Source organism: Desulfuromonas soudanensis (genome assembly GCF_001278055.1).
In the GTDB taxonomy this organism is placed as follows: Bacteria; Desulfobacterota; Desulfuromonadia; order Desulfuromonadales; family WTL; genus Deferrimonas; species Deferrimonas soudanensis.
This window is the reverse complement of the sequence record NZ_CP010802.1, coordinates 2,852,771-2,875,539: the sequence shown is the minus strand read 5'-3', so window position 1 is coordinate 2,875,539 and position 22,769 is coordinate 2,852,771. Positions and strand designations below refer to the sequence as shown.

The following is a 22,769-nucleotide window of genomic DNA, read 5'->3' as shown; positions in this document are numbered from 1 at the left end:
GCGATGCCGCCGATCATCTCCCCATGGACGGCTCCGCCGGAGACCATCGCCCTTGCGGCGGGGGAGGTTCATCTTTGGCGCGCCTGTCTTGATGTCCCCGATTCCACCTTCGCTTCTCTCCAGACCCTTCTCGACCCCTCTGAGGCGGCTCGCGCCGCCCGCCTGCTTGACCCCGTGAAAGCCCGGCGCTTTACTGTCGGCCGCGCCCTGCTGCGTCAGATCCTCTCCCTTTACCTCGATGCTGATCCTGCCGGCCTGGTCTTTGGGTCTGGTATCAACGGCAAGCCGTTTTTGGCCGGGGAGGGCGGGAGGGCCCTCTCCTTCAATCTTTCCCATTCCGGGCCCTGGGCTTTGTTTGCCGTGACCTGTGGGATGGAGGTTGGCGTCGACATTGAAGAGATCGATCCCGCCCTCGATTTCGAGCGGCTGGCGGCGCAGTTCTTTACTCCGGGGGAGAATGCATTGCTTGGGGAGGTTTCGCCGGCGCGCAGGCGGCGGGCTTTTTATCGGATGTGGACTCGGAAGGAGGCATGGCTTAAGGGGATGGGGTGGGGGTTTTCTGTTCCGTCGAGGGATGTTGGGCTGCTGGAGCGGGCTTCGGGAGAGGATGCGGCTTGGCGGGTACGGAGTTTTCCGGTGGGGCGTGGTTATCTTGGGGCTTTGGCGGTGGGGGGGGAGGTTGGGGTTGTGCGGCGGTGGGAGTGGCCCCTCTAAGACGATTGCCCAAGTCATCTTATTCCCTTCACAATAATAATTAAGAGGCTTGAGGCTGGTAGGCTGATGGCGTAACATAAACCCCCGTTCAGGTTTGCCTGGGGGGATTTGGCAAGGCGAAAGCAATTGTACGGAGGGGCGATGGACGCTGCTGAGAAGAAGGAGTTCGAAGCGATGTTCAGGCATCACATGGGGGAACTGGCCGAGAAGTTCGGGAACAAGGTCGATGCTGCGGCTGAAAACTTCAAAGTCCATCTCGGGATTTTCAGCAAGGGTTTCCAGCAGAAACTGGACATCGTCGTCGAGGGGCATCAGATGCTCGGCGACAAGATTGACCGGATTGATGGCAGGATGGAGGGACTTGAAAACCGAACGGGCGGGATGGAGGTTAAGCTCGATGCCGTCGTTAGCGATATGGCCGCCCACCGCAAGGATGGCGCGGCGCATGGGGTGGTGTGGAGGGTGAAGGAGGACGGGGAGTAGAAGTTTGTCCCGTGTCAAGGGTTGCCCCCTATCAGGTCTCGGAGACAGAAAAAAATTATAACCCTGTTTTTGGGGGCGAAAATCGAGCCATAAGGCCAAAAAACGTACATTTTTGGGATGTTTCCTGTTGAAAAACGGTGACTTGGCTTGGTCCGACCCCGAGACTCCGTCAGGATGGAGGGACTTGAAAACCGAACGGGCGGGATGGAGGTTAAGCTCGATGCCGTCGTTAGCGATATGGCCGCCCACCGCAAGGATGGCGCGGCGCATGGGGTGGTGTGGAGGGTGAAGGAGGACGGGGAGTAGAAGTTTGTCCCGTGTCAAGGGTTGCCCCCTATCAGGTCTCGGAGACAGAAAAAAATTATAACCCTGTTTTTGGGGGCGAAAATCGAGCCATAAGGCCAAAAAACGTACATTTTTGGGATGTTTCCTGTTGAAAAACGGTGACTTGGCTTGGTCCGACCCCGAGACTCCGTATGGCTTTTTTAGTTCACCAGATTCTCCTTTCACATACCTGCTGAAGAAAAACTAAACACGACAGGATTATAACCCAAGGATTATTATGGCTAGACCGATTGAGGTTAATAAAAAAGTTGAGGCAATAGATTTGTTTTGCGGCATAGGCGGGCTCACCTATGGAATGCAAAAAGCGGGAATCGTAATTTTAGCTGGTTTGGACTTCGATAAATCCTGTAAATATGCGTACGAAGAAAATAATGATACAGAGTTTATTGATGCTGATATTTCAACATATCCATCAGAAAAACTTATCATAAAGTATTCAAAAAAAGCTATCAAAGTCTTGGTAGGGTGTGCCCCATGTCAAACGTTTTCAAAGCACACTCAAAAAAACAAAGATAGATCTTTAGATAAAAAATGGAACCTTCTTTATTCATTCTCAGATAAAATTACTGAAATAAAACCTGACATTATTTCAATGGAAAACGTACCAGGTCTAACTAAGTACAGCGTATTTACAGACTTCATTAGCCACCTTGTTGGCCTTGGTTACCATGTTAGTCACAAAATTGTTAAGTGTGAAGAATATGGTGTACCACAATTCAGAAGGCGACTTGTCTTGCTGGCCTCTAGGCTTGGCGAAATAAACCTAATACCTGAAACACATAAAGCAAAAATCAAACAAAAAACGGTAAGAGATGTAATTGGACAACTACCACCACTAGATGCGGGGACAACAGACCCAAAGGACAGGATTCATAGATCGGCTTTTCTTTCAAATCTGAACCTAAAACGCATTAAACAATCTATGCCTGACGGAACATGGCGAGACTGGGACACTTCCTTGTTGCCGGATTGCTACACCAAAGCATCGGGTCAATCATATTCCAGTGTTTATGGTCGACTAAATTGGAATAGGCCTTCGGTAACAATGACTACCCAATTTTTTTCATATGGAACCGGTCGTTTTGGACATCCGTCGCAAAACCGTGCTTTATCTTTACGCGAGGGCGCAATACTGCAAACCTTCCCTAGAAACTATAAATTCGTAAATCCAAAAGAAGAATTTAGTTTTAAAATTATTGGTAGGCATATCGGAAATGCCGTACCTGTTCGACTTGGGGAGATAATCGGGAGGTCAATCTTGAAGCATATTAAGGATGTGTCATGACACTACCAGAACAACGTACCTATAAAATCAACATTGACCCAAGAATTCTTGAATTACTTGGACCTAGCCTTTATACGAACATCTATTACGTATTAGCTGAATTGGTTGCTAATGCCTATGACGCTGATGCTTCAAATGTTTACATAATTGAAGAGGAAGGTTCAATAATCGTTGAAGATGACGGTACAGGAATGTCTTACAGTGAAGGTGACATTGAACGCTATCTTAATGTCGCAGTGGAAACACGCACTGCTACCGATAACATTTACAGTGCAAGTGGGCGCCGAAAGAGGATGGGGCGAAAAGGCGTTGGGAAATTAGCGGCCTTGTCTGTTTCAGAAAATGTCCACGTATTGACATCCAAAAACAACGAAAAATCAGGATTTGTGCTAGCCCGTCATGTTGGAGCTGATCACCAACTTTCATCATTGCCTGATGAGGATATTAAATTTCGCAAAATTGAGGGCGACGGTACCGCGATTGTAATGACAAGCCCTCAGTACGGTCTTCACAAAACTCCGAATGCTATCAAAAAAAATCTTCTCAAAATTTTTCCACTTGTAGATGATAGTTTTAAGATCCATATTTTCAGGCAAGGTAAATCAATTGTTGTTGAAAACTTCGACAAGGAAATGATTAAAGAACTAGGTGGTCTGATTATTTTAGGCGAGAGGTTCTATTACCTGAAGGACTATTTCAATAGTTTACTTCCAGAAAATAACAACAAACGAATGATCTACCTCAAGCCAAAAATCTCTAATAAAATAAATTTGGCAAAAAAAACTGGTGGAAGATCTGATTATGATTTAGAAATTGAAGGCTGGATTGGGGTATATAGAACAACTAGGGGAAGAAAAAACGATCCAGAGGATTTCCCTGACAACTTTATTTCCCTTCTTTCTAATAAAAAACTCGGTGAATTCAACATTCTTCCTAATGTTGGAAGAAATAGATTGAATGAAGTTTATATTGTTGGTCAATTACATGTTGATCTATTTGAAGAACCAGAATTGCCTGACATGGCGTTAAGTAACCGTCAAGGTTATAAAAGTGATGACAAACGTTACACAGAAGTTATCTCTTATGTGCAGGGAAAATTACTCCCCAGTATTGTAGATTTACGTGCCGTTTATGCCACTTTGAAAAAAAGCGAAGCAAATAAACAAAAACAAGAAAAACAAAAACAACAAGAAATTGATTTTGCGAAAAGAATCGACTCTTACAAAGACACTGCGTCAAGCAGTGCTGCTATCGACATAGCTGCAAAAGTGTCTGGCGCAAATATCGATGAAATAAAAAGTATTATTCACAATAAAATAAACGAAATATTACCAATAGTTGGCATAAAAAGAAAATTAGATTCACAAAAAAGAAAACTATTAATTAGCCACGCAAGGGTTGACAAAAGTCTTGCGGATCTATTATATCAAATGCTTATTTTTAATAACATTAATGAGGTTGATATTATATATGCAAGTAGCGACAATGGAGAAAGCAGGATACCTGAAGACACAAGTGTATTTGATTATTTGAGAAATTTTTTCGTTGAAAGTTATTCTGATGAAAAAATATATGTTGTTTATGTTACCAGTAAAGTGATGTCGGAGTCATGGTTCACTGTTTCCGAGGTTGGTGCTGGCTGGATAACTCAAAGCAAACATAAAATATTTAATATTAATGGTCATATTCCTCAAAGACCACTAAACACTGAACAATTATGGCACAATAGTTCAGTTGATAATGACTCAATTCATATGACCTCTGTTGGTTTTGATGATTTCATAGTTAAAATAAGGGATGTTTGTTCTAAAATAAACATTACCCCAAAAAGCAAAGAAGCAAACATTGCCGAGCTATCAAGATATGTTTCTATTAGAGGCTAATCGTCAACCAATCACCAATTTTAACGAAAAACCCAAAGTAAGGGACTACCATCTGAATTAGCAGGTGGCGAACGCCCCATGGCCTGTTTTAAAAGGCTTTCAATCCCGAATGCCGAACGGGGTAAGGCTTCCAAGTTTATAAGATTGCGAGTTGAGTTGACATCTTGGAAGCCTTATCCTAGAACTTTGGTGTTTTCGCCTGAAGGTGAAAAACACATCCGCTTGAAAGAGCTTCAATCCTTTATCGGGTCAAGGATCAAATTAATATTGGGGGACGCTGCTTGCTATTTTTCTATTTATTCATTTTGTCGAACTGTTCCATTCCACCCATGCCACGTTTAGCCAGACAGGACATTCCCGTGTTGAGGGCCGATCCAGCCATGTTAAAGCAGGTAATGGCAAAAATAGAAAAATAGCAAGCAGCGTCCCTCGGCATTTGTAGTATCATGGCAGATTCACATTGCAAGTGCACCACTTTGGGCTTCCGCGAAAACTTCCTGGGGAGTCCGGTAGCCAAGGCACTTTCTTGGCCTGTTGTTGAGCCGATCTACGGCCTTTTGCAAAGCCGTTGCTGATATGCGTTTAAAGTTAGTTCCCTTGGGGAAGTAGAAGCGTAGCAATCCATTGGTATTCTCGTTTGTCCCTCTCTGCCAAGCTGCGTAGGGGTCGGCAAAATAGACCGAGAGCCCTGTCTTGGTCTCCAGATCTTTGAACTGACTGAACTCCTTGCCGTTATCCAGCGTCAGCGTCCGGCATAGGTGCTTCGGCAAATCTTGATAGACTGGAATTGCCGCTGCGTTGAACGTGTCGGCTTTGCGATCCGCCAAGAGAGTGGCTATGAGATACCGACTCTTGCGCTCGACATGGGTGGCGATAGCCCCGATCCCTTTTCGGCCGAGAACCAAATCGCCTTCCCAATCGCCAAACCGACAACGTTGGGCAACCTCCTCGGAACGTTCCTCGATGCCGACTCGGCCAGGGATGAAGCGACGTCCGGCCCCGTAGCGTTTCTGCCGCCGGCGATACTTGCGTCTGCGACGCAGGTGCTGATACAGGCTTCCGCCCTGACCCGCATCTTGAGACACCCAGCGGTAAATTGTTTCGTGGCTCACCCGCATCCTTTCGTCATGCGGATGGTCGGCACGCACCCGGTCTGCGATCACCTCGGGGGGCCAGTCGCTTCGTAGCTTGTCCTCAACATATTTGACGAGGGGCGCATGATTCTGGCGCCGGTAGCTTCTGGCTTTGTGCCGTTTTTTCTCGACCATTGGGTCGATGACGTAATACCAGTAGACCCCACCTGGGTAGGTAGGCCCGTTGCGCTTGATCTCCCTGCTGATGGTCGTGTGGTTTCGGCCCAGCCTGCGGGCGATTTCCCGGAGGCTGTATTTTGCTACCTTCAAATGACTGATGACATACCGTTCCTGAGGAGTAAGATGCGTGTAGGGCATGGTGGGATCCTTTCTGGTGGGATGGTTGCTCGCACTTCCAACACTACCAGAAACCCCATCATGTCCTGCTTTTTAGCCAGCCTCGCGGGTGGTGCACTTACGAGTTGAATCTACCCATTCTCCCAATTTAGCCCATGGGGAGTTTGGTGCAAAATATAAAATTGTTGATTAATCAACGAATTAATAATGTCTGTTCGCAGTTACAGTCTGAGTACACGGGTTAAAATCCCGTCCGGGATATTCTCAAATTCGCCTCCGTAATTCAATGGGGTTGGCTTGTTCCGTCCCCATTATCCTTGTCAAATAGAAAGATTGCCACCATACCGTTCAAAGGGAGAAAAAAGAAAATGAATAACAATTCAATTAGGTTTTTAAGTTTTCTTATCGTTATTACCGTTTTAACTTTTACCGGTTGTGCGAGAAAGACACATCTCCAAAAAGCAAAAGAAAATATTACACCCTATGGACATGATATGTATGCCGTTTCTTATGGAGGTATAAATGTTGGAGAAGTTCGTTCTATTGTCAGATTGGCAGCAAATCAATATTGTCAAGACCAAGGAAAATACATGTTACCTATTGAAGAAAACAGATCTGGTCTTTCAATTGATCTAAAATTTAAATGTGATAACAAATAAAAAAACAGGATGGTCCGAGAGCGGTCTGGTCTCGGGGGCCGCTGCTTCTCGGGGGCCGCTGCTTGTTATTTTTCTATTGATTCTTTTTGTCGATGAAAGGATATGGGGAGGCGCGACTTGAGTTCGGGGGACACCATACTTAATTCTGAGGAAGGTGAGGGAGAAGATAAGTATTCTGCTCCCGAGATCCAGCCAGATTTCAATTTTAAATCCCCTGGCTCAATGCGTCGCCTTATCCCCCCAAATTTCCTTCAACCGTTGATCCCGCCCACAATTCCAGCGATACACCTTGTAGCGAACGGGGCTCTTCTTGTAAAAATCCTGATGGTAGCTTTCGTTACCCTTGATCGGATAGAAGGTTGACGCATCCAGGATGGGGGTGACCACCTTTTTCCCCGGGAACATCGCCTCAACCCTCCTTTTGGACTCCTCGGCAATCTTCCTTTCTGCTTCATTGGCGACAAAAATGGCACTCAGGTAGCTGTGGCCCCTGTCACAGAACTGCCCGCCGGCATCAAAGGGATCGATGTTCACCCAGTAATGGTCGAGCAACTGCTGGTAACTCACCCGCTTCGGGTCGTAGGCGATTTCCACCGCTTCATAGTGCCCCGCATGATTGCCGTTGTAGGTCGGATTTTCCAGCGTGCCGCCGGTAAATCCCGAAACCACGTCGGTGACGCCATCGAGTTTTTCAAAGTCCGACTCCATGCACCAGAAACATCCACCGGCCAATACCGTTTTATCTGCCAAGGCATTCGTGGCAAAAAGGAGCAGGGGGATTGTCAGGGTAAGGATCAGTTTGCTTTTCATAAGACCTCCCGGAATGCTGAGGTTGACAAGCGGCTGGCCACCCGGCCATTGAACCGGGTGGCCGTTATTCGTCCATCACTTGAACAGCTTCAGGCAACCCTTGGGGACGTTGTTTAATTGTTGAAATCATATGGGGACCCTTGTGGAGGGAGGTTTTGCGTTGACACAATTTTTTGCAGAACTCGCGACTTCCCCCACCATTGACCACGACCCGTTCATGGTCTATATTTGGTCCATCCATAAAGGGGGACCGAATGAAACTCTCCAGCCAGATCAAACCGATCAGTTACCTCAAAGCCCATGCCGCAGAAATCGTTCGCAACCTCGGTGAACAGCGGGAGCCGTTGATCATCACCCAGAACGGGGAAGCCAAGGTCGTCATACAGAACATCGAAAGCTACGAGCAGACCCAGGAAACGATGGCACTGCTGAAAATCCTGGCCCTCGGCAACCGGCAGATCGAGGAAGGGAAGGTGGTGTCCGCCGAGGCGGTCTTTAAACGGATGCGGGACCGGAAGGAACCTTGCTGATGGCCTTCGCGGTTTTTTTGACCGATGCCGCGGCGCATGATCTCGAGGATCTTTACCACTATATTGCCCAATACGACCTGCCGGAAAAAGCGGATCACGTTTTGGCGCAGATCGAAAGAGCTCTCACGAGTCTCTCCGAGTACCCCGATCGCGGGACCTATCCCAAAGAATTGCTGACGCTGGGGATTCGCGAATACCGGGAAGTTTTCTTCAAGCCCTATCGGATGATTTACCGTGTGAGCGAGAATCGCGTTTATATCCTTCTGGTCGTCGACGGGCGGCGGGATATGCAGACGCTGCTGCAGAGGCGCTTGCTGGAAAGCTGACGGTAAACCTAGCGGGAGGGGAACTTGGTGGTTTGACTTTCTGACATTCACTTCTCCTCGTGCCTTCTTACCCGTTGACCTCCGGGGCCATCTCGCCTATGCTTCCGGAAGCATTCACCACGGGTACAGAGGAGGGGAACATGGAAAAGGACCACCTGGAGATGCTGCTTGAAGACATCCGCGGAAAGTTCGAACTCGTTCTCGAGGGGCACGACGCTCTGCGGACCGAATTGCAAGAGTTCCGCCGGGAATCGAACGAAAAGCACGACCAAACCACCTTTCTGCTCAAGAAGATAGCCGGCGACCTCGTTGCTCATCGCGCCGACACCGAAGCCCATCCGGCCTATAAGGTGCGCGAATAGCTGGCCATCCCCCTGCACCGCCACTCCTCCCTAACGAAAAGCCCGCCAAGCGGTACAGGTCGTGCCATGAAACAAATGTGTCATCGCCAGACCTGTCCCCAAATCCCTCAAGCATGGTTGTCATGGGGGCGTCATCAGTCCCGAAAAATCGTAGACAAGTCTCTCAGCGATGAATGAACTCCGCAGAAAAGACCGTGCAATGCCGGCCAGCAATGCCGAAGACCTGCTCGTCCGGGGTGAATACGGGGTGCTGTCGACCGTCGGCGCAGACGGGCAGCCGTACGGGGTGCCGTTGAACTATGTCTACCAGAATGGCTGTATCTATTTTCACTCTGCCCTTGAAGGGCACAAGCTCGACAATATGGCGGAAAACCCGAAGGTCTCGTTCTGCGTCGTCGGCAGGACGCGGATTCTGCCCGACCGGTTCGCCACCGACTACGAAAGCGTCGTGGCCTTCGGGGTCGCTTCGGAGGTCTGGGAAGGGGAGCGGCAGAGTGCCCTGCTGGGGCTTCTGGAGAAATATTCCCCGGCTTATATCGAGGAGGGGAAGAGGTATATCGACCAGAAGGAGAAGGTCACCCGAGTCATGAAGATCGAGATCGACCATATCAGCGGCAAGGCTCGAAGTTAGCTGGCCATGCGTCATCGCAAGCCCCAACTCCCTTCCGAAACACAGGAAACAGCGAGAGAGACCATTATGACGAGAAAAATAGTGGCGATTGTCGGCAGTTACCGCAAGGGTGGGATCATCGATTCAGCGATCGACGAAATACTGTCCGGCGCCATGGCTTCTGGAGGGGAGACGGAGAAGATCTACCTGATCGATCAGCAGATTGAATCCTGCAGGAATTGCCGGATCTGTACCCAGGAAGCCGAGGCGAGACGAGGCCTATGCGTTATTCAGGACGACGTTGACATGATTCTGAATAAAATCGAATCCGCCGATGTCATTGTGCTGGGATCCCCGATAAATTTTGGCACCGTCACCGCCGTCATGAAGAAATTCATGGAGCGGTTGATCTGCTATGCCTATTGGCCCTGGGGGACCGGTGCCCCCAAAGTCCGCAGTCAGCTCCGCACCAAGCAGGCCGTGGTGGTTACCTCTTCGGCGGCCCCGGAGATTGTGGCACGGTTCTCCAGCAACATTGTCAAGCTGCTCAAACAGGCGGCTGGTCTGCTCGGGGCGAAAAAGACCGAGGTCCTGTATATCGGTCTGGCAGCGATGGAGCCGAAGCCGGCAATCTCAAATAGGATTCGGAAAAAGGCGACGCGGTTGGGAGGCAAGCTGGCCAGAGAATAGGGGAAGGTCCAGGGGGACGTTGTTTAATTGTTGAAATTATCTGGGGACGGTCCAGGGGGACGTTGTTTAATTGTTGAAATTATGTGAATCCGAGGGGACGTTCTTGTCCGAGGGGACGTTCTTGAAATTTCAACATTCGATGCTCCTGTCATCGGTCATGGAAAAATTCCCCCCTGTGGCCAATGAAATCCCCCCCCTCACAACCGGGTACAACCGGGTCGGACCTGCCCAAGGGATTGAATGCAGGTCGAAAAACATTGAATTGATGCACTGTTTTGGACCTTAAAGGGCCCATTTTGGCTATAAAATGACGTGTTTAAGGGAATGCCGCGCGCATCCGAGGAGACAATCTTGTATCTGCCATCTTGCGATATTTGAATATGGTTATTGGGGGAATGAAGTCGGCAGGTTATGTACCTCTGCTCCTCGGGTGTCAGACTTGCGGCAGCGCAGGGGGAGAAGATTTTGAGGGCTGATTCAGCCAGATTGAGGGAGGTAATGGCAAAATAGAAAAATAGCAAGCAGCGTCCCTCGAGCCCGGAATTACCATCTGGACTTCTCTGCGGCATTAATCTATGCTGATCACAGCATTCTAGTTTTTGAGCAATCTTATAAAAAAGGCCACCCCAGGGACGGTATGTCAGGCTTCTGTTGTCGCCCGCAATTGGCATTGTCCCGGACACGAAAGTGCTGGGTTTGGCTTTTCATCGGAATCTTTTTTTCCCTGGGGGCTGGCTTTTTTCTTAAGCCGGCAGTGGAAGTTCCACTTTCACTCTCGCTGAGTGCTCCTGTCCCTACACTGGAGCAGACGACACTTCCTGCCCAGAAGCTTCAGTGCTGCAACCTACTTTTTGATTTCCTACCCTCCGAACTCCCTGAGCCGCTTTCGGCTGCCATCCCTGATCCGCCGTGCAATTCCCCGTCGTTTAACAATCTTCTGACTTCCCGTATTCTCGAAGGCCAGCCGCAGTTTTTGCCGCGCCCCCCGCCGATCTGCTGATCCACACTCTCCTTTAAAAACATTAGATCCGCATGACGTTCATTCGCACCCTTCCCGGACTGACTTGACGGGTGCGGCGCTTTTGCGTGCGTTCGTCTATGCAAGTGGATATCTGCCCCTTCCTTTCGGAGATTGTATGGAAATAATCAGGCCCCAAACCAATATCGATTTTGTTGGAAAAAACCGCATCGCGGTAATCATCTCACTGGTGGTGATCGCCGCCGGACTTCTGTCGTTGCTGATTCAAGGTGGTCCCAAGTATGGAGTGGATTTCGCCGGGGGCACGCTGATTCAGGTCCGTTTTGTCGCGAAGACCCAGGCCGGAGACATCAAGGATGCGTTGGTCGGGCTTGGGCTGACAAGTTTAACCGTGCAGCAATTCGGGGATAGCGCCGAGGAATTCCTGATCCGCACGCCGGAGGCTGGGGGGAGCACAGCCCAACTCTCCCAGAAGTTCAAACAGGCGCTTGAAGCAAAATATGGCACGAGCAAACTGGAGATTTTGCGCTCTGAAATGGTCGGCCCTCAAGTCGGCAAGGATCTCCGTCAGAAAGGACTCCTTGCGGTGGTCTACGCATTGCTGGGGACCCTGATCTACGTTGCCTGGCGTTTCGAATTCCGTTTCGGCGTCGCCGCGATCGTCGCCCTGGCACACGATGTTCTTGTCACTTTAGGGTTTTTCTCCCTCTTCGGCAAGGAGATCGACCTGCCGATCATTGCAGCGTTCCTGGCGATCATCGGCTACTCCCTAAATGATACGATCATCATCTACGACCGTATCCGCGAGGAGATCGCTAAATCCGACGGGGAGGGGCTTGCCGTTATCGTCAACCGCAGCATCAATCAAACCCTGTCGCGGACCATCCTGACTTCGGGGACCACTTTATTGGTTGTTGTCTCCCTTTTTATCTTCGGCGGTGGGGTGATCCATGACTTTGCCTTCGCCATGCTGGTGGGGATTATCGCGGGCACCTATTCCAGCATCTTCGTGGCAAGCGCGCTGCTCCTGTTTTGGGAAAAACGCCTCCCCAGAAAGGCAGGGGGGAACATTTCCGCTAGCAATAGTCAATAAGGCCTTGCTTGGAGATCGGCTGTGCAGTTTTAACGCCATGGAGAGTTTGAAATTATGCTAGAAGGCCAGAAGCCACTGACAGATCATCTGGAAGATCTGCGCAAAAAGCTGATGATTGCCGGTGGTTGCTGGCTGGTCTGTTTTTTACTTCTGCTCAACATGTCCGCAAGGCTCTTCCATTGGCTTTCAGCGCCGTTACAGGAGGCCTTGCCGCCAGGGAGTTCACTCGTTTTCCTGTCCGCCACCGAACCCGTTTTTACCCACCTCACGGTAGCGGCCACCGCAGCCCTGATTATTTCTCTGCCGGTGATCCTCTGGCAGTTCTGGGCATTTCTCGCCTCGGCTCTACACTGGCAGAAAGGAAGACTCGGGGCGGCGTTCGTCATGACCAGTTACCTTTGTTTCCTTTCCGGTGCCTGGCTGGGCTTCAATTACATCTTCCCAGTCATTTTCAAGGTTCTGATTCGCATGGGGAGTGGCTCCGGTGAACTCGATGCCATGCTCTCCATGGGGTCCTATCTGTCATTGGCATTAAAGATGGTGCTGGCTTTCGGAATGGTATGTGAATTGCCGGTGCTTATGATCCTTCTTGCCCGGCTGGGAACGGTGGATCGCTGCTGGTTCGTTGCCCAACGGAAGTATATGCTGATCGTCGGATTTACTTTTGGGGCACTCATCACGCCCGGTCCAGACGTCCTCTCCCAGTGCTCAATTGCCATTCCTTTCGTCATCCTCTATGAGGTCGGGATTTTGGGTTGCAGGATTTTTGGAAAAGAGTGAAGACAGCCGGAAACAGCGCAACCGCGTCGGACCTGGCCAAGCTTGCAGCAAAGCGGGGGGAAAAGATATTGAGGGCTGATCCAGCCAGATTAAGACACGTAATGGCAAAAATAGAAAAATAGCAAGCAGCGTCCCTCGAGCCTCGAGCTCAGCGTCCCTCGAGCCCTCGAGCCCGGCAAGGCCATTGAAAGTCATTCTCGGCGGCATGTAGCTGATTTCATTATAGGAAATCGCCTCCAGCAGATTGTACGGAAAGCGATTTTTAACACGTCACCCAACTGTGTCGGCCATTTGGCCTAATGCATTGACCCAGGAACGCCTACCCGATGGACCTGGCGTCCTCGCACGTCCCCCCTTCTCCATCCTCCTCCGAAACTTCAAACATCAAGAACGTTATCTGCTACTCAAGGAAATGATGTCCGGCAAATGGCGCTCTTGTGTCTAGGGTAATCGCAACAGGACCGCACGAAAAATGGTTTTTTGTATAATTGATTCGCGTTTTCGTATAGTTGGAAAATACGAATAAATAAAATGGCTTTGAGGCACGACAAATGCACAAATATGTTTATATAGCTTCTCTAATCCTTAACTGTTGAAAGGAGGTTTGTCTGAACCCCGGGTTCCCTTTTGATCGGTTGTGATCATAAGGCGGAATCTCGGGCCGAAGAAGGTAAAAAAACCAACATCAAGGAGGATTTAGAAAATGAAAAAGATTTTGGCTCTTCTGCTCATGGTCGGATTGACCGCCACCCTCGCCACTGCCACGGCTTGGGCGGGAAAACCGCTTCCGGTTGACCTCGACGGGGACGGTTTTACGAAAGACGTTGATTGCAACGACAACAATGCCGGCGTCTACCCCGGTGCCCCGGAACTCTGCGACGGAATCGACAACAACTGTGACGGCGTGGTCGATGAGGGGTGCGGTGGCGGTGGTGGAACACATGGGGGTATTACCGGGATCTTCGAGACTCCTGCACAGGTTACGGCCAAGTGTCTGGAATGTCATTCCCTGGAAGGCTCACATATCGCAAATGCTCTTCACGGTTTGAAGGCTATCGCGACGCCGAATGTTGTCAATAATCTCGATGACAGCAACAAATATGGCGAAATCAATACCTTCTGTTCCTATCCGAATCCCGGCCTAGCCGGCGCCGCCTGCCTGGGTTGCCATCCGACGCTGGGTAAATTCGAAAATCTTGGGGCCGCGGATATCGACTGCCTGCGTTGCCACAACGACCAGTACAAGCGCAAATTCACCGCTGAAACGGACCCCGCCAAATTCATCAATGTTACCGACTGGCAGGGAGCGGATAAAACCTATGTCCCGTCGGCTCAGGATGCCCTGGGCGACTTCATGATCGAATTCGACTGGGCAGCAATGTCCGGCCTGACCGCGGCTGACCTGATTGCCGGCGTTCACGTTCCCACAACCACGACCTGTCTGTCCTGCCATGCTAAAGCTGGCGGCGGTGACTGGACCAAACGTGGTGATATCGGCCTGAATTCTTCAATTGCAACTGCAGCTCAAGACGTTCACCTTGCCTCTGCCGCAAACGGCGGTGCTGGCCTGAGCTGCTCCAGCTGTCATGTTGCCCAGAATCATCAGATCCCCGGCCGGGGTATTGACCTTCGTCCGAGCGAAGGCGGCAGTGTAAAGGCCTGCGTCGCATGTCATGTCGGCATGGATTCGGGGAGTGGCCATGCTGCTGCCGGCGCCTCGAGAAGTGAAGGCGACCGTCATGTCGCCCGCGTCGCCTGTACGTCTTGCCATATCCCTGCTTATGCAAAAGGTGGAGACACCGAGATGCACAGGGACTGGACCGCTCCTACCTGGAATCCGGGCCTCTGCAATGGTCAGGGCGCATGGGCAGGGGAGGAAGTAAAACAGGGCAATGTTCAACCTGATCATGTTTTCTTCAACGGAACCTCCTATGTCTACAGCCTCGGGGAAACTGCAGATGTTGTCGATCCGATCAGCGGCTATGTCACGCTGGCGGATGCCCTGGGCGACATCAATGACGGGAAACTCGTTCCCATCAAGCGTCATCAGTCGAATATGCCTGTCATGGACAATACCGGCGAAATGATTCCGTTTGATGTTGTTAAGCAGTTCATGACCGGTGACTTTAACGGCGCTGCTGAAAGTGGAAAAGCCTATGCCGGCCTTTCCGGGACTCATAGCTGGCAGTGGGTAGAAGCCGAATTGGCTATCAATCATGGCGTAGCGCCCGCCACTGATGTTGCTGCCTGTACTTCTTGCCACGACGGTGCCAATTGGGGCCTCGGGTCCGACAGCAAGCTCGATAAGCTCGGCTACCGGCTCAAGGACACCAAGGCCCTGATCTGCTCCCAGTGCCACGCTGAGAAGAGCCTGCCCCGCGACCACGAGCGTATGCACGGCCACATCAACAAGGGCTCGGGCATCGACTGCTCCTTCTGTCACGACTTCAAGCGCCCCGAGCGCGGTCTGTGCGATCCCTGCGATCCGGGCTGCGTGAGCGAGTTCGTCGACACCAACCCCTATCCTCATACCTGTCCGTAATTCGTTACTGACAATCAACTCCAATGACATGGGGGATGCCTGAAAGGGCATCCCCTTTTTTCTTGGCGCTTTCCTGGTGCCCTGCAGCCCATAATCTTTCGCATAGTGCATGTTCTTTGCCGGGTCAGCTATGTTCCGATTTCAGCTGTTTAGCTACGGCCAGGGAACAGAAATCCCGCCTTGGTACCCCTGGCCTGTTTCCAAAGGCCTTCGATCCCGAATACGAAAGCCGCAATAAATAGCAAAACGCCTCCGGTCCACTTCTGGTCCGGAGGCGTTTTTTATTGGTGCGATGGGGTTGGAACAAGGGGAACGTTTATTTCCTCCGGCCCCTTTTCTGTTGTTCTATTTGTCAAACCCGCGAGCAGCCTCCGCTGCATACCCTGCGGCTCGTGGATTGCCGAGTTTCCGGTAATCGTCGGCGACGATCCGGTAGGCATCCTCTTTCAGTTGGAGGTCTGCGGCCGTGGGGCTCCTCACGCTACCAGCCAGAGCGGGTATCCGCAGTGTGATCCCGGTTTCGAGGAGGTCCGGGTTTTGAAGAGAGAGCTCCGGTCTGTTCTCCGCATAGATAACCGGCCACCAAAAAGGGTCACCCCATGTGGTGGCAGCAAGCGCCCACAGTGTGTCACCGGAGGACAGGGTAACCACTGTCCCGGTCGTCTTCGCCACCGGGGGGGACGGCTCTGCGGGAGCGGCGGCTGCGATATTTATATGTGGGCCTTTTCCTTTATCCAGACCTTAATGGTGGGGATTGTTGAAAAGGTTGAATCACGTTTGGGCCGTGACTCTGGGCCTAGTCAGTTTTGATGGCGTGATTTTGCCGTGATTTTAATGTGAAATGGCCGCAAAAATGGTCGGCATGGTGTCATGAGGCATAGGTAGCTGTTTCTTGGATGTATGTAAGTGGCCATGAAACAATAAGTTAATTAAATAATACTTTTATACCTTAATGATGGTACGAGGTTTGCATTTTAGGTTTGATCTTTTTTAAATAACTTTTACCAATCTTAGGAGGCAGATATTTCCTTCCCTCGGAATTGGGATTTTTCGAGTTTGGATGACTGAGTTTGAAGATGGCCGATGAAGGAGTGGTGTTATGGATACAAATCCATCGGTTACGACAAGGCGAGCAGTTTTTTCATTCCAGCAAGTTTATTGACTATGTGATTTCAGAAGGGTGGACATGGTGTTCGCCTGATTCATTGAAGTAACGGAGGAATAAATGAAAAACAGGTTGAGTTTGTTGTTGGCGCTTTGTTGTGCCCTGACGTTGGCGGCCTCGCCGGCGTTTGCCGTCAAGTCGGATGAAATTTTGTCTCATCATATCATGGAGGCCGATGGGACTACGGGTCAGGACACCAACAGTGGTAGTGGTGTTAAAACCGGGCATATCCAGGATGGTGCGGTCACTGATGCGAAGATTTCGGGGGTTATTTCAGGGACCAAGCTTGGCAGTCATGGTCATACCGGTGCGGAACTTACCGATGGTACCGTTTCAGGCAGTAAGCTTGCTGATGGTGCCGTCACCGATGCGAAGATTGCTGGCCTGATTTCCTCTAGCAAAATCGAACAACTTGGGCTGGACGCGGATACGGTCGACAATTTGCATGCGAATGACCTTGCTCTTGCTCAGCATGTGCATGAGCAGGGGGACGTACAAGGCCTGGATTCGGCACTGGCTGGAAAAGCAGCGGTCGAGCACATTCACGATGGTCTCTACCAAACAAAGATCGACAATGTCATCATCGTAGCCACCAGTGGCGGCGACTTCACATCGCTGCAGGACGCGGTTAATTCGGTGAGCTCCGATGCGGTCATCAAGGTCATGCCCGGTGTTTATGCCGGGGGGGTCTTGGTCTATGGTAAAAACAACATCGCCATCATCGGGGCAGGTGCGGATCAATCGATCCTGCAAGCGGAGGGGGCTGCTCACGTGCTGGAAGTGTCGCAGTCAAACGACATCACCATTACCGGCCTCGGCCTGTATGTCGATCCGGTGCTCGGCAGCTACCGGACCGCTATCCGCTTGCTCAGTAGCACCGGCGTTCTGGTCAAAGGGAACAAAATGGTCGGCGCCGGCACCGCCAATACCAATCTGTTCGGCATGGATATCCGCCCTGGTGCGCTGATCGATCTGCGGCTCGACATTCTCGATAATGCAATACTTGGCTTTGATGGCGGGATGTACCTGGAAAGCTATATCCCGAGTGAGGCATCGAGTACAGCGGCCACCATTGTTCGCGGCAATCGGATCGTCGGTCATGGGGAATTTTGCGCCGGTCAATCAGGCGGAATTCGTTTGTCGGGTCATATTCCGAATCTCCGCATTCTCGAGAATGACATTTCCAATAATTGGCAAGGGGACATTACCCTTGCTGGCGGTCCGAACTATACGAAGCGGGTCATTGTGGACAACAACCGCCTTTTTTCTCGAAATGTCGGTCTGAACATCAGCGGCACGCCGGTCGCCATTACCAACAATGTGATCTACAGCGGCGGCCTTGGGATCATGATTTATGGTTCATACAGCGCTGATCCGGCGGGCAACAGTCTCGGCTCGGTGATTTCCGGCAATCTGGTCATTAACTCTTCGCGGGGGCTCTATGTAAGCGACTACCCGGTGACGGTCGTTCATAACGTTTTTGAGGGGTCTTCGGATATCTACATTGCCAACCCGCAGGCGAAAACATTGCTCAGTCATAATGTCTATCGGGCAATCTTGCTGGCAACTGGAACAACGGTCGTCGGCAAATTCAACTCCGATTTCGAGGGGAATCTAATAGCCCCTCAATAGGTTCTGTCACTTAGTACAGAAGAGCGTCAGAAAAGGCATAGAAAAAGGGCCGGCGGAATTACGCTGGCTCTTTTGTTTTATGGATGTTCGGGGTAGGACCTAGGCAGGGGTCTGAATTGAATGCGAAAAGCTTCATTTTTGACCCCAAAAATAAGCTTATAGAATCATAGGTCGTTATCACTCTGGGGTAGGGGCTTCCGTCCAGGCTCGGGGGACGTTCCTTTCTATTTAAGCTATGACGGACCTTGGGATCTCGGAATGGGGTAAGCCGGGTCCGCCATCGGAATGCGCAGATGGCGAACGCCCCCTGGCCCGTTTCAAAAGGCGTTCGATCCCGAATACGAAAGCCGCAATAAATAGCAAAACGCCTCCGGTCCACTTCTGGTCCGGAGGCGTTTTTTATTGGTGCGATGGGGTTGGAACAAGGGGAACGTTTATTTCCTCCGGTCCCCTATTGGTTGACCTATTTGTCAAACCCGCGAGCAGCCTCCGCTGCATACCCTGCGGCTCGTGGATTGCCGAGTTTCCGGTAATCGTCGGCGACGATTCGGTAGGCATCCTCTTTCAGTCGGAAGTCTGCGTCCGTGGGGCTGTTCACGCTGCCAGCCAGGGCGGGTATCCGCAGTGTGATTCCGGTTTCGAGGAGGTCCGGGTTATGAAGAGAGAGCTCCGGCCTGTTCTCCGCATAGATCACCGGCCACCAAAAAGGGTCGCCCCAGGTGGTGGCAGCAAGCGCCCACAGGGTGTCGCCGGAGGAGAGGGTAACCACTGTCCCGGTCGTCTTTGTCACTGGGGGGGACGGCTCGGCGGGAGCGGCGGCTGCGATCGCGGGCGCAGGGACGGTTTGCTCTTCTGTCGGGGCGGTCTTTACAGGTTCGGGCGCAGGGGCGGCTGCAACGAGAGGTGGTTCGACGTTACTCGAGACCTTCTCCAGTGGCGCCACGGACGCATTTTGAGTGGATATCAGTTTTGTTATGCCGATACCCAGTAGAATCAGCAATACTACAAGTAACGCCAGTAAGATCAGGGCGCCGGGTCTTTTGCGCCATGCGGTTTTGTCCTCATTGAGTTCTTTTATTTGCAACCGACGGAAGGGCGCATTGACAGCGAAACGAAGTGCGCTGTAGGCGCGAAAGTGGACACGCGTGTGCTCGGGGATGGTTAACGGCTCACCCGTGTTGGGATCGCTCCCCATCTGTTCCCCGACATGGGTCGTATGGAAACGGCCGAAGTGATAGAGATGAATGTCACTATTATTCTCCAAACCTTCACCCATGATCTTGGCGAGCTGATGGATATAGGCGTCTGCCTCGACCCTGCTCGTCCCGGCCCGCTTGGCCACCAGTTCTGTAAATGAGTGAAACGTGATCTTATTATCATCGCTCATGTCGGTGTCCCATCCTCGTCCGATTCGGTATTGTATACATCTTCACGGAGCGATGTTCCTGCGCGAAATACGGGGACACGTCGCTTTGGGAAAAGTGCAAAATCTTTGCTGTTCGGACGATAACCGCGGTGTTCCTCGTAAGTCGCCGTATCGAAGGTCCCCAGTTGCGGCAGGGTGACCGCTTGTCCAACTTTGAGCAGGTCCCGAATCTCCCGCAGCGTCGCTTTCAGCAATCGTTGCGATTGAGTGTTTGAGATGTCCAGATCCTTTGCAACCAGTTCAATAAGCTCCGTTTGGTCCATGAGTTCTCCGTAGTAGGTGAGGTGAAAAATTCATAACGATATTGGCAAATGGCGCAGTGTAACATCGCGACAATTCACCTTGAAAAAATGGTTCAATAGGTTAATGCATCAAGGTCATCTTCTCTTGTTGAATAAGTGGAGGTGTATTTTCAGATAGCATCGGGGCACAGGTGCTGATTCTAAATAATTACAAATAGCATGCCGGAGATTCAAACAAGAGACAGAAGCTGTAACCTTTTGATAATAAAGCTTAAAAATTGAAAATGGCCGATGGCTAAAGAATAAACTGCCACCAGAAACCGTCACAAATGACATAAGTGCCATATATGACGGGCCGGGATGGCTCCTTCCTCCGATTGTCCCGAGGTTGAGCCGGTCGGTCGGAAGGCCTGCTTTTGGAATCAAGGAAGACGATTTTTTTTGGCGGGGCACCTTGACTGGACCGGGCTGCCGGATCGGCTAAAATGATATGGATTCCGCAGCCCATGGGCGGGGAAGTGTCGGCCGCGTCGATCCCCTTCGACCGCGGCGCATCAAGAGGGAGAAGTGACATGATGAATTCAGCATTGAACACCATCTGTCTGTGGTACAATGACGGGGCTGAGGACGCCGCGGTTGAAGTTCCAATCTGAAAGGGGATCATTGCGCTCCTTTGCTCCCTGCACTCTTTTTACCTTAGCGCCAAAAGGGCCGCAGAAACCTGACCATCGAAGGAAGATCGGTACAATTTTGTACAAAAAATCAACCCTTAGCCTGTTTTTGGCGAAGGCATCTTCCGAAAAGAAAGGAAAGATCATGAAAGCATTCATTTCTCTGCTCCTCGTTGTCCTTGCTGTCAGTTTCACCCTGACGCTTACCGCCTGCGAGAAAAAAGGGCCCGCCGAAAAGGCCGGAGAAAAGATCGACCATGCCGTGGAGAAAACGACGGATACGGTGAAGGACGCCGCGAAAAAAGCCGAAGAAGGCCTGAAACAATAACCTCAGCAGGAGTCCTTAAATGTATATACAATTGCAACCTGTCCTGTCGATTCTGGCCGGCATCCTGATTCTGGTTATGCCCAAAATGTTGAATTATATCGTCGCCGTCTATCTGATTTTGATCGGCGTCTCCGGCTTGATGCACTAAGATTTCATCTCCTCGCCGGGGAGGCGGCAGCGGCAACCGACCTGCAGTCTACGTGCGAGATGCGATATAAACGACGAAGGGCGACCCCACCGGGTCGCCCTTCGTCGTTCCTGTGCTGCGTTTAAATCTTAAATGGCGATGTCCAAAACCAGGGATCCACCCGAGACGATGGTCACCGGTTCCGTCCGGGTGGCGCCGTTTAGACTCGAGGTGACAACCTGATAGTCTCCTGCCGGCAGATCCACCGAGTAGGCGCCGCCATGGCCGATGTTGAGGGACTTAACGGTGATTGTCGTTGCCTCCATGGCATCGACGCAGGTGATCTGCCGGCGGATATCGATGGTGGCATACGTATCTGCGGCGGCACTGGCCAGGGTCAGGGTGCCGGAGATGTTCCCCGGGGGTGTCGCCGGGGCGGCCAGGGTGAAGTCGACCATGATGGCGCTGCCGGCCGTCAGGGTGACGGCGGTGCAGGCGGGGAGATAACCGGTCTGGAAGACGACCAGATTGTAGTCTCCGGATTCAAGGAAAACGGCATATTCCCCGTTATCGGCGGTCACTGTTCCCGCCGCGATCACAACCCGATCCTTGACATCGGGGGCCGCCGGGGCCGTGACCTGGGCGGTCACCAGAGCACCGGCTTGCAGTGCGGATCCTTCGTCGGTCACCGTTCCGAAGGCGGAGGCGTAGTTGGCCGCATGGAGGACCTTGATCGTCGGTTTGAGCAGGTACTGCCCGCTCGATCCCGCCTTGACCACGGAGCGCATGGCGTCGAAATCGAGGAGCAATTCGGTGGTCCGATTTTCATGGATATCGAAACCGTTGACGATTTTCAGTCCGCTGTTGGTGCCGCTGGGAACTTTCATATCATGAACCAGGCCGGCCTGGTCGATGGCGTAGTTGGCATGTGGGTGCGTCATGCCGAGGATGTTCATGCCGGTTTCCGGAATTTTCCCGATAATCAGGCGCATCTGCGTATAGTGGCCGGTGGCCAGGGAGGAGACGCCGAGGGTCGTGCGAATTCCGTTGACCAGTTCCAGCAAATTATAGGTCTTGTCGGGGGTCGCCACGGTCTCCCAGGTGCCGTCGCCGTCATGGTGGACTTCGACGCGCGTAACGGTGACGTAGACCGCCTGGTACTCATCGGTGGTGCTGTCGGTCAGGGAGGTGGACAGGGTACCATAGGTGGTTCCCGAGCTGCTGTTGCCGCCGCAGGCCGCCAGTAAGAATCCGGCCGAAAGGCAAGCCAGAAGGATGGGGAGTTTCTTTAGAATTTTCAGTATCATGGACTCTCTCCTTTGCAGAGGTAATCTGAATTGCCGAACAGGGAAGAAACCGGCCCTTCCCGCGCCTTCGGCAGCTCCAACCCGGTACCGCCTGTATTCTCTTATACAACAGAACGGAGAGGTTGAAAGCCTGCCCCCCCAAGAATCGTGAAAAGACCGGCCCCTGGGTCCCAAGCTGCTGATTGCAAATGGAAAAAATTGCCATGGGCTTTCGCTGGATGTGTCCTGTGTGACAGGGCAGTCAACGGTGACGGCTCCGGTTGGGCACACCGCCGGCGGAACCCTCGTGAAAAAAGGGGACAGGTCGAATGGACCTGTCCCCCCAATTGCCATGGAAATCGTTCAATCTG

General features: G+C 51.5%; 22 protein-coding genes. 16 read left to right on the top strand and 6 right to left on the bottom strand.

The annotated features are described in order from the left end of the window. Positions 1 to 3 precede the first annotated feature (3 nt). The 4 genes from DSOUD_RS12930 (at position 4) to DSOUD_RS17995 (ending at position 4,710) form a co-directional block, all read left to right on the top strand. Positions 4 to 714 carry a 4'-phosphopantetheinyl transferase family protein gene (locus DSOUD_RS12930; RefSeq protein ID WP_053551402.1) on the top strand — a complete coding sequence of 237 codons (711 nt, stop codon included), beginning with the start codon at positions 4 to 6 and terminating at the stop codon, positions 712 to 714. A 141-nt stretch (positions 715 to 855) separates the two neighbouring features. Further along, positions 856 to 1,197: a hypothetical protein gene (locus tag DSOUD_RS12925; RefSeq protein ID WP_082351274.1), complete on the top strand. Its 342-nt coding sequence runs from the start codon at positions 856 to 858 to the stop codon at positions 1,195 to 1,197. A 562-nt stretch (positions 1,198 to 1,759) separates the two neighbouring features. Next, positions 1,760 to 2,827, top strand: coding sequence for a DNA cytosine methyltransferase (locus tag DSOUD_RS18000; RefSeq protein WP_082351273.1), 1,068 nt, complete (start codon positions 1,760 to 1,762; stop codon positions 2,825 to 2,827). Then, complete coding sequence (locus DSOUD_RS17995) at positions 2,824 to 4,710, top strand: ATP-binding protein (RefSeq protein ID WP_082351272.1); 1,887 nt, start codon at positions 2,824 to 2,826, stop codon at positions 4,708 to 4,710. Before DSOUD_RS18000 ends, DSOUD_RS17995 begins: the two co-directional genes overlap by 4 nt. A 455-nt stretch (positions 4,711 to 5,165) precedes the next feature. Here the strand turns inward: DSOUD_RS17995 and DSOUD_RS12920 are convergent, their stop codons facing one another. Then, complete coding sequence (locus tag DSOUD_RS12920) at positions 5,166 to 6,161, bottom strand: IS30 family transposase (protein WP_053550906.1); 996 nt, start codon at positions 6,159 to 6,161, stop codon at positions 5,166 to 5,168. Positions 6,162 to 6,508: 347 nt separating this feature from the next. On the opposite strand from DSOUD_RS12920, the gene DSOUD_RS18540 reads away from it, so the two are divergent. Then, positions 6,509 to 6,799 (top strand): hypothetical protein, encoded by a 291-nt coding sequence (locus DSOUD_RS18540; protein WP_157671871.1) that lies wholly within the window; start codon positions 6,509 to 6,511, stop codon positions 6,797 to 6,799. A gap of 219 nt (positions 6,800 to 7,018) precedes the next feature. Here DSOUD_RS18540 and msrA read toward each other — a convergent pair whose 3' ends face one another. Further along, on the bottom strand, positions 7,019 to 7,609 hold the full coding sequence (gene msrA / locus DSOUD_RS12915) for a peptide-methionine (S)-S-oxide reductase MsrA (protein ID WP_053551401.1): 591 nt from the start codon (positions 7,607 to 7,609) through the stop codon (positions 7,019 to 7,021). Between the two features lie 254 nt (positions 7,610 to 7,863). Between msrA and DSOUD_RS12910 the strand changes: the two genes are divergently transcribed. From DSOUD_RS12910 to DSOUD_RS12875, 8 genes are all read left to right on the top strand, one after another. Then, positions 7,864 to 8,139 (top strand): type II toxin-antitoxin system Phd/YefM family antitoxin, encoded by a 276-nt coding sequence (locus DSOUD_RS12910; protein WP_053551400.1) that lies wholly within the window; start codon positions 7,864 to 7,866, stop codon positions 8,137 to 8,139. Beyond that, a complete protein-coding gene (locus DSOUD_RS12905) occupies positions 8,139 to 8,465 on the top strand; it encodes a type II toxin-antitoxin system RelE/ParE family toxin (RefSeq protein WP_053551399.1) in 327 nt (108 codons plus the stop codon). The genes DSOUD_RS12910 and DSOUD_RS12905 overlap by 1 nt, the downstream gene beginning before the upstream one ends. Positions 8,466 to 8,605: 140 nt before the next feature. Continuing rightward, a complete protein-coding gene (locus tag DSOUD_RS12900; protein WP_053551398.1) occupies positions 8,606 to 8,827 on the top strand; it encodes a hypothetical protein in 222 nt (73 codons plus the stop codon). A 199-nt stretch (positions 8,828 to 9,026) separates the two neighbouring features. Then, positions 9,027 to 9,458, top strand: coding sequence for a pyridoxamine 5'-phosphate oxidase family protein (locus tag DSOUD_RS12895; protein WP_232426446.1), 432 nt, complete (start codon positions 9,027 to 9,029; stop codon positions 9,456 to 9,458). Positions 9,459 to 9,464: 6 nt separating this feature from the next. Further along, positions 9,465 to 10,127 carry a flavodoxin family protein gene (locus DSOUD_RS12890; RefSeq protein ID WP_232426445.1) on the top strand — a complete coding sequence of 221 codons (663 nt, stop codon included), beginning with the start codon at positions 9,465 to 9,467 and terminating at the stop codon, positions 10,125 to 10,127. 1,136 nt (positions 10,128 to 11,263) lie between these two features. Further along, positions 11,264 to 12,199 carry a protein translocase subunit SecF gene (secF, locus tag DSOUD_RS12885; protein ID WP_053551395.1) on the top strand — a complete coding sequence of 312 codons (936 nt, stop codon included), beginning with the start codon at positions 11,264 to 11,266 and terminating at the stop codon, positions 12,197 to 12,199. A 54-nt stretch (positions 12,200 to 12,253) separates the two neighbouring features. Then, the gene (gene tatC / locus DSOUD_RS12880) at positions 12,254 to 12,979 is read left to right on the top strand and encodes a twin-arginine translocase subunit TatC (protein ID WP_053551394.1); all 726 of its coding nucleotides are present in this window, start codon (positions 12,254 to 12,256) and stop codon (positions 12,977 to 12,979) included. A gap of 703 nt (positions 12,980 to 13,682) precedes the next feature. Beyond that, complete coding sequence (locus DSOUD_RS12875) at positions 13,683 to 15,521, top strand: MopE-related protein (RefSeq protein ID WP_053551393.1); 1,839 nt, start codon at positions 13,683 to 13,685, stop codon at positions 15,519 to 15,521. Between the two features lie 345 nt (positions 15,522 to 15,866). Here DSOUD_RS12875 and DSOUD_RS12870 read toward each other — a convergent pair whose 3' ends face one another. Beyond that, on the bottom strand, positions 15,867 to 16,193 hold the full coding sequence (locus tag DSOUD_RS12870; RefSeq protein WP_053551392.1) for a LysM peptidoglycan-binding domain-containing protein: 327 nt from the start codon (positions 16,191 to 16,193) through the stop codon (positions 15,867 to 15,869). Positions 16,194 to 16,746: 553 nt separating this feature from the next. Here DSOUD_RS12870 and DSOUD_RS12865 point away from each other — a divergent pair. Then, a complete protein-coding gene (locus DSOUD_RS12865; RefSeq protein WP_053551391.1) occupies positions 16,747 to 18,318 on the top strand; it encodes a NosD domain-containing protein in 1,572 nt (523 codons plus the stop codon). 463 nt (positions 18,319 to 18,781) lie between these two features. Here DSOUD_RS12865 and DSOUD_RS12860 read toward each other — a convergent pair whose 3' ends face one another. Together DSOUD_RS12860 and DSOUD_RS12855 are read right to left on the bottom strand one after the other, a co-directional pair. Beyond that, the gene (locus DSOUD_RS12860) at positions 18,782 to 19,705 is read right to left on the bottom strand and encodes an HU family DNA-binding protein (protein ID WP_053551390.1); all 924 of its coding nucleotides are present in this window, start codon (positions 19,703 to 19,705) and stop codon (positions 18,782 to 18,784) included. Next, complete coding sequence (locus DSOUD_RS12855) at positions 19,702 to 20,007, bottom strand: HU family DNA-binding protein (RefSeq protein WP_053551389.1); 306 nt, start codon at positions 20,005 to 20,007, stop codon at positions 19,702 to 19,704. The genes DSOUD_RS12860 and DSOUD_RS12855 overlap by 4 nt, the downstream gene beginning before the upstream one ends. 615 nt (positions 20,008 to 20,622) lie before the next feature. On the opposite strand from DSOUD_RS12855, the gene DSOUD_RS18725 reads away from it, so the two are divergent. Together DSOUD_RS18725 and DSOUD_RS17990 are read left to right on the top strand one after the other, a co-directional pair. Beyond that, complete coding sequence (locus tag DSOUD_RS18725) at positions 20,623 to 20,985, top strand: hypothetical protein (RefSeq protein WP_198300316.1); 363 nt, start codon at positions 20,623 to 20,625, stop codon at positions 20,983 to 20,985. A 19-nt stretch (positions 20,986 to 21,004) separates the two neighbouring features. Then, complete coding sequence (locus DSOUD_RS17990) at positions 21,005 to 21,133, top strand: DUF3096 domain-containing protein (protein WP_082351271.1); 129 nt, start codon at positions 21,005 to 21,007, stop codon at positions 21,131 to 21,133. 128 nt (positions 21,134 to 21,261) lie between these two features. Here the strand turns inward: DSOUD_RS17990 and DSOUD_RS12840 are convergent, their stop codons facing one another. Continuing rightward, entirely contained in the window at positions 21,262 to 22,419 is a 1,158-nt protein-coding gene (locus tag DSOUD_RS12840; protein ID WP_053551387.1) for a DUF4382 domain-containing protein, read from the bottom strand. Positions 22,420 to 22,769 lie beyond the last annotated feature (350 nt).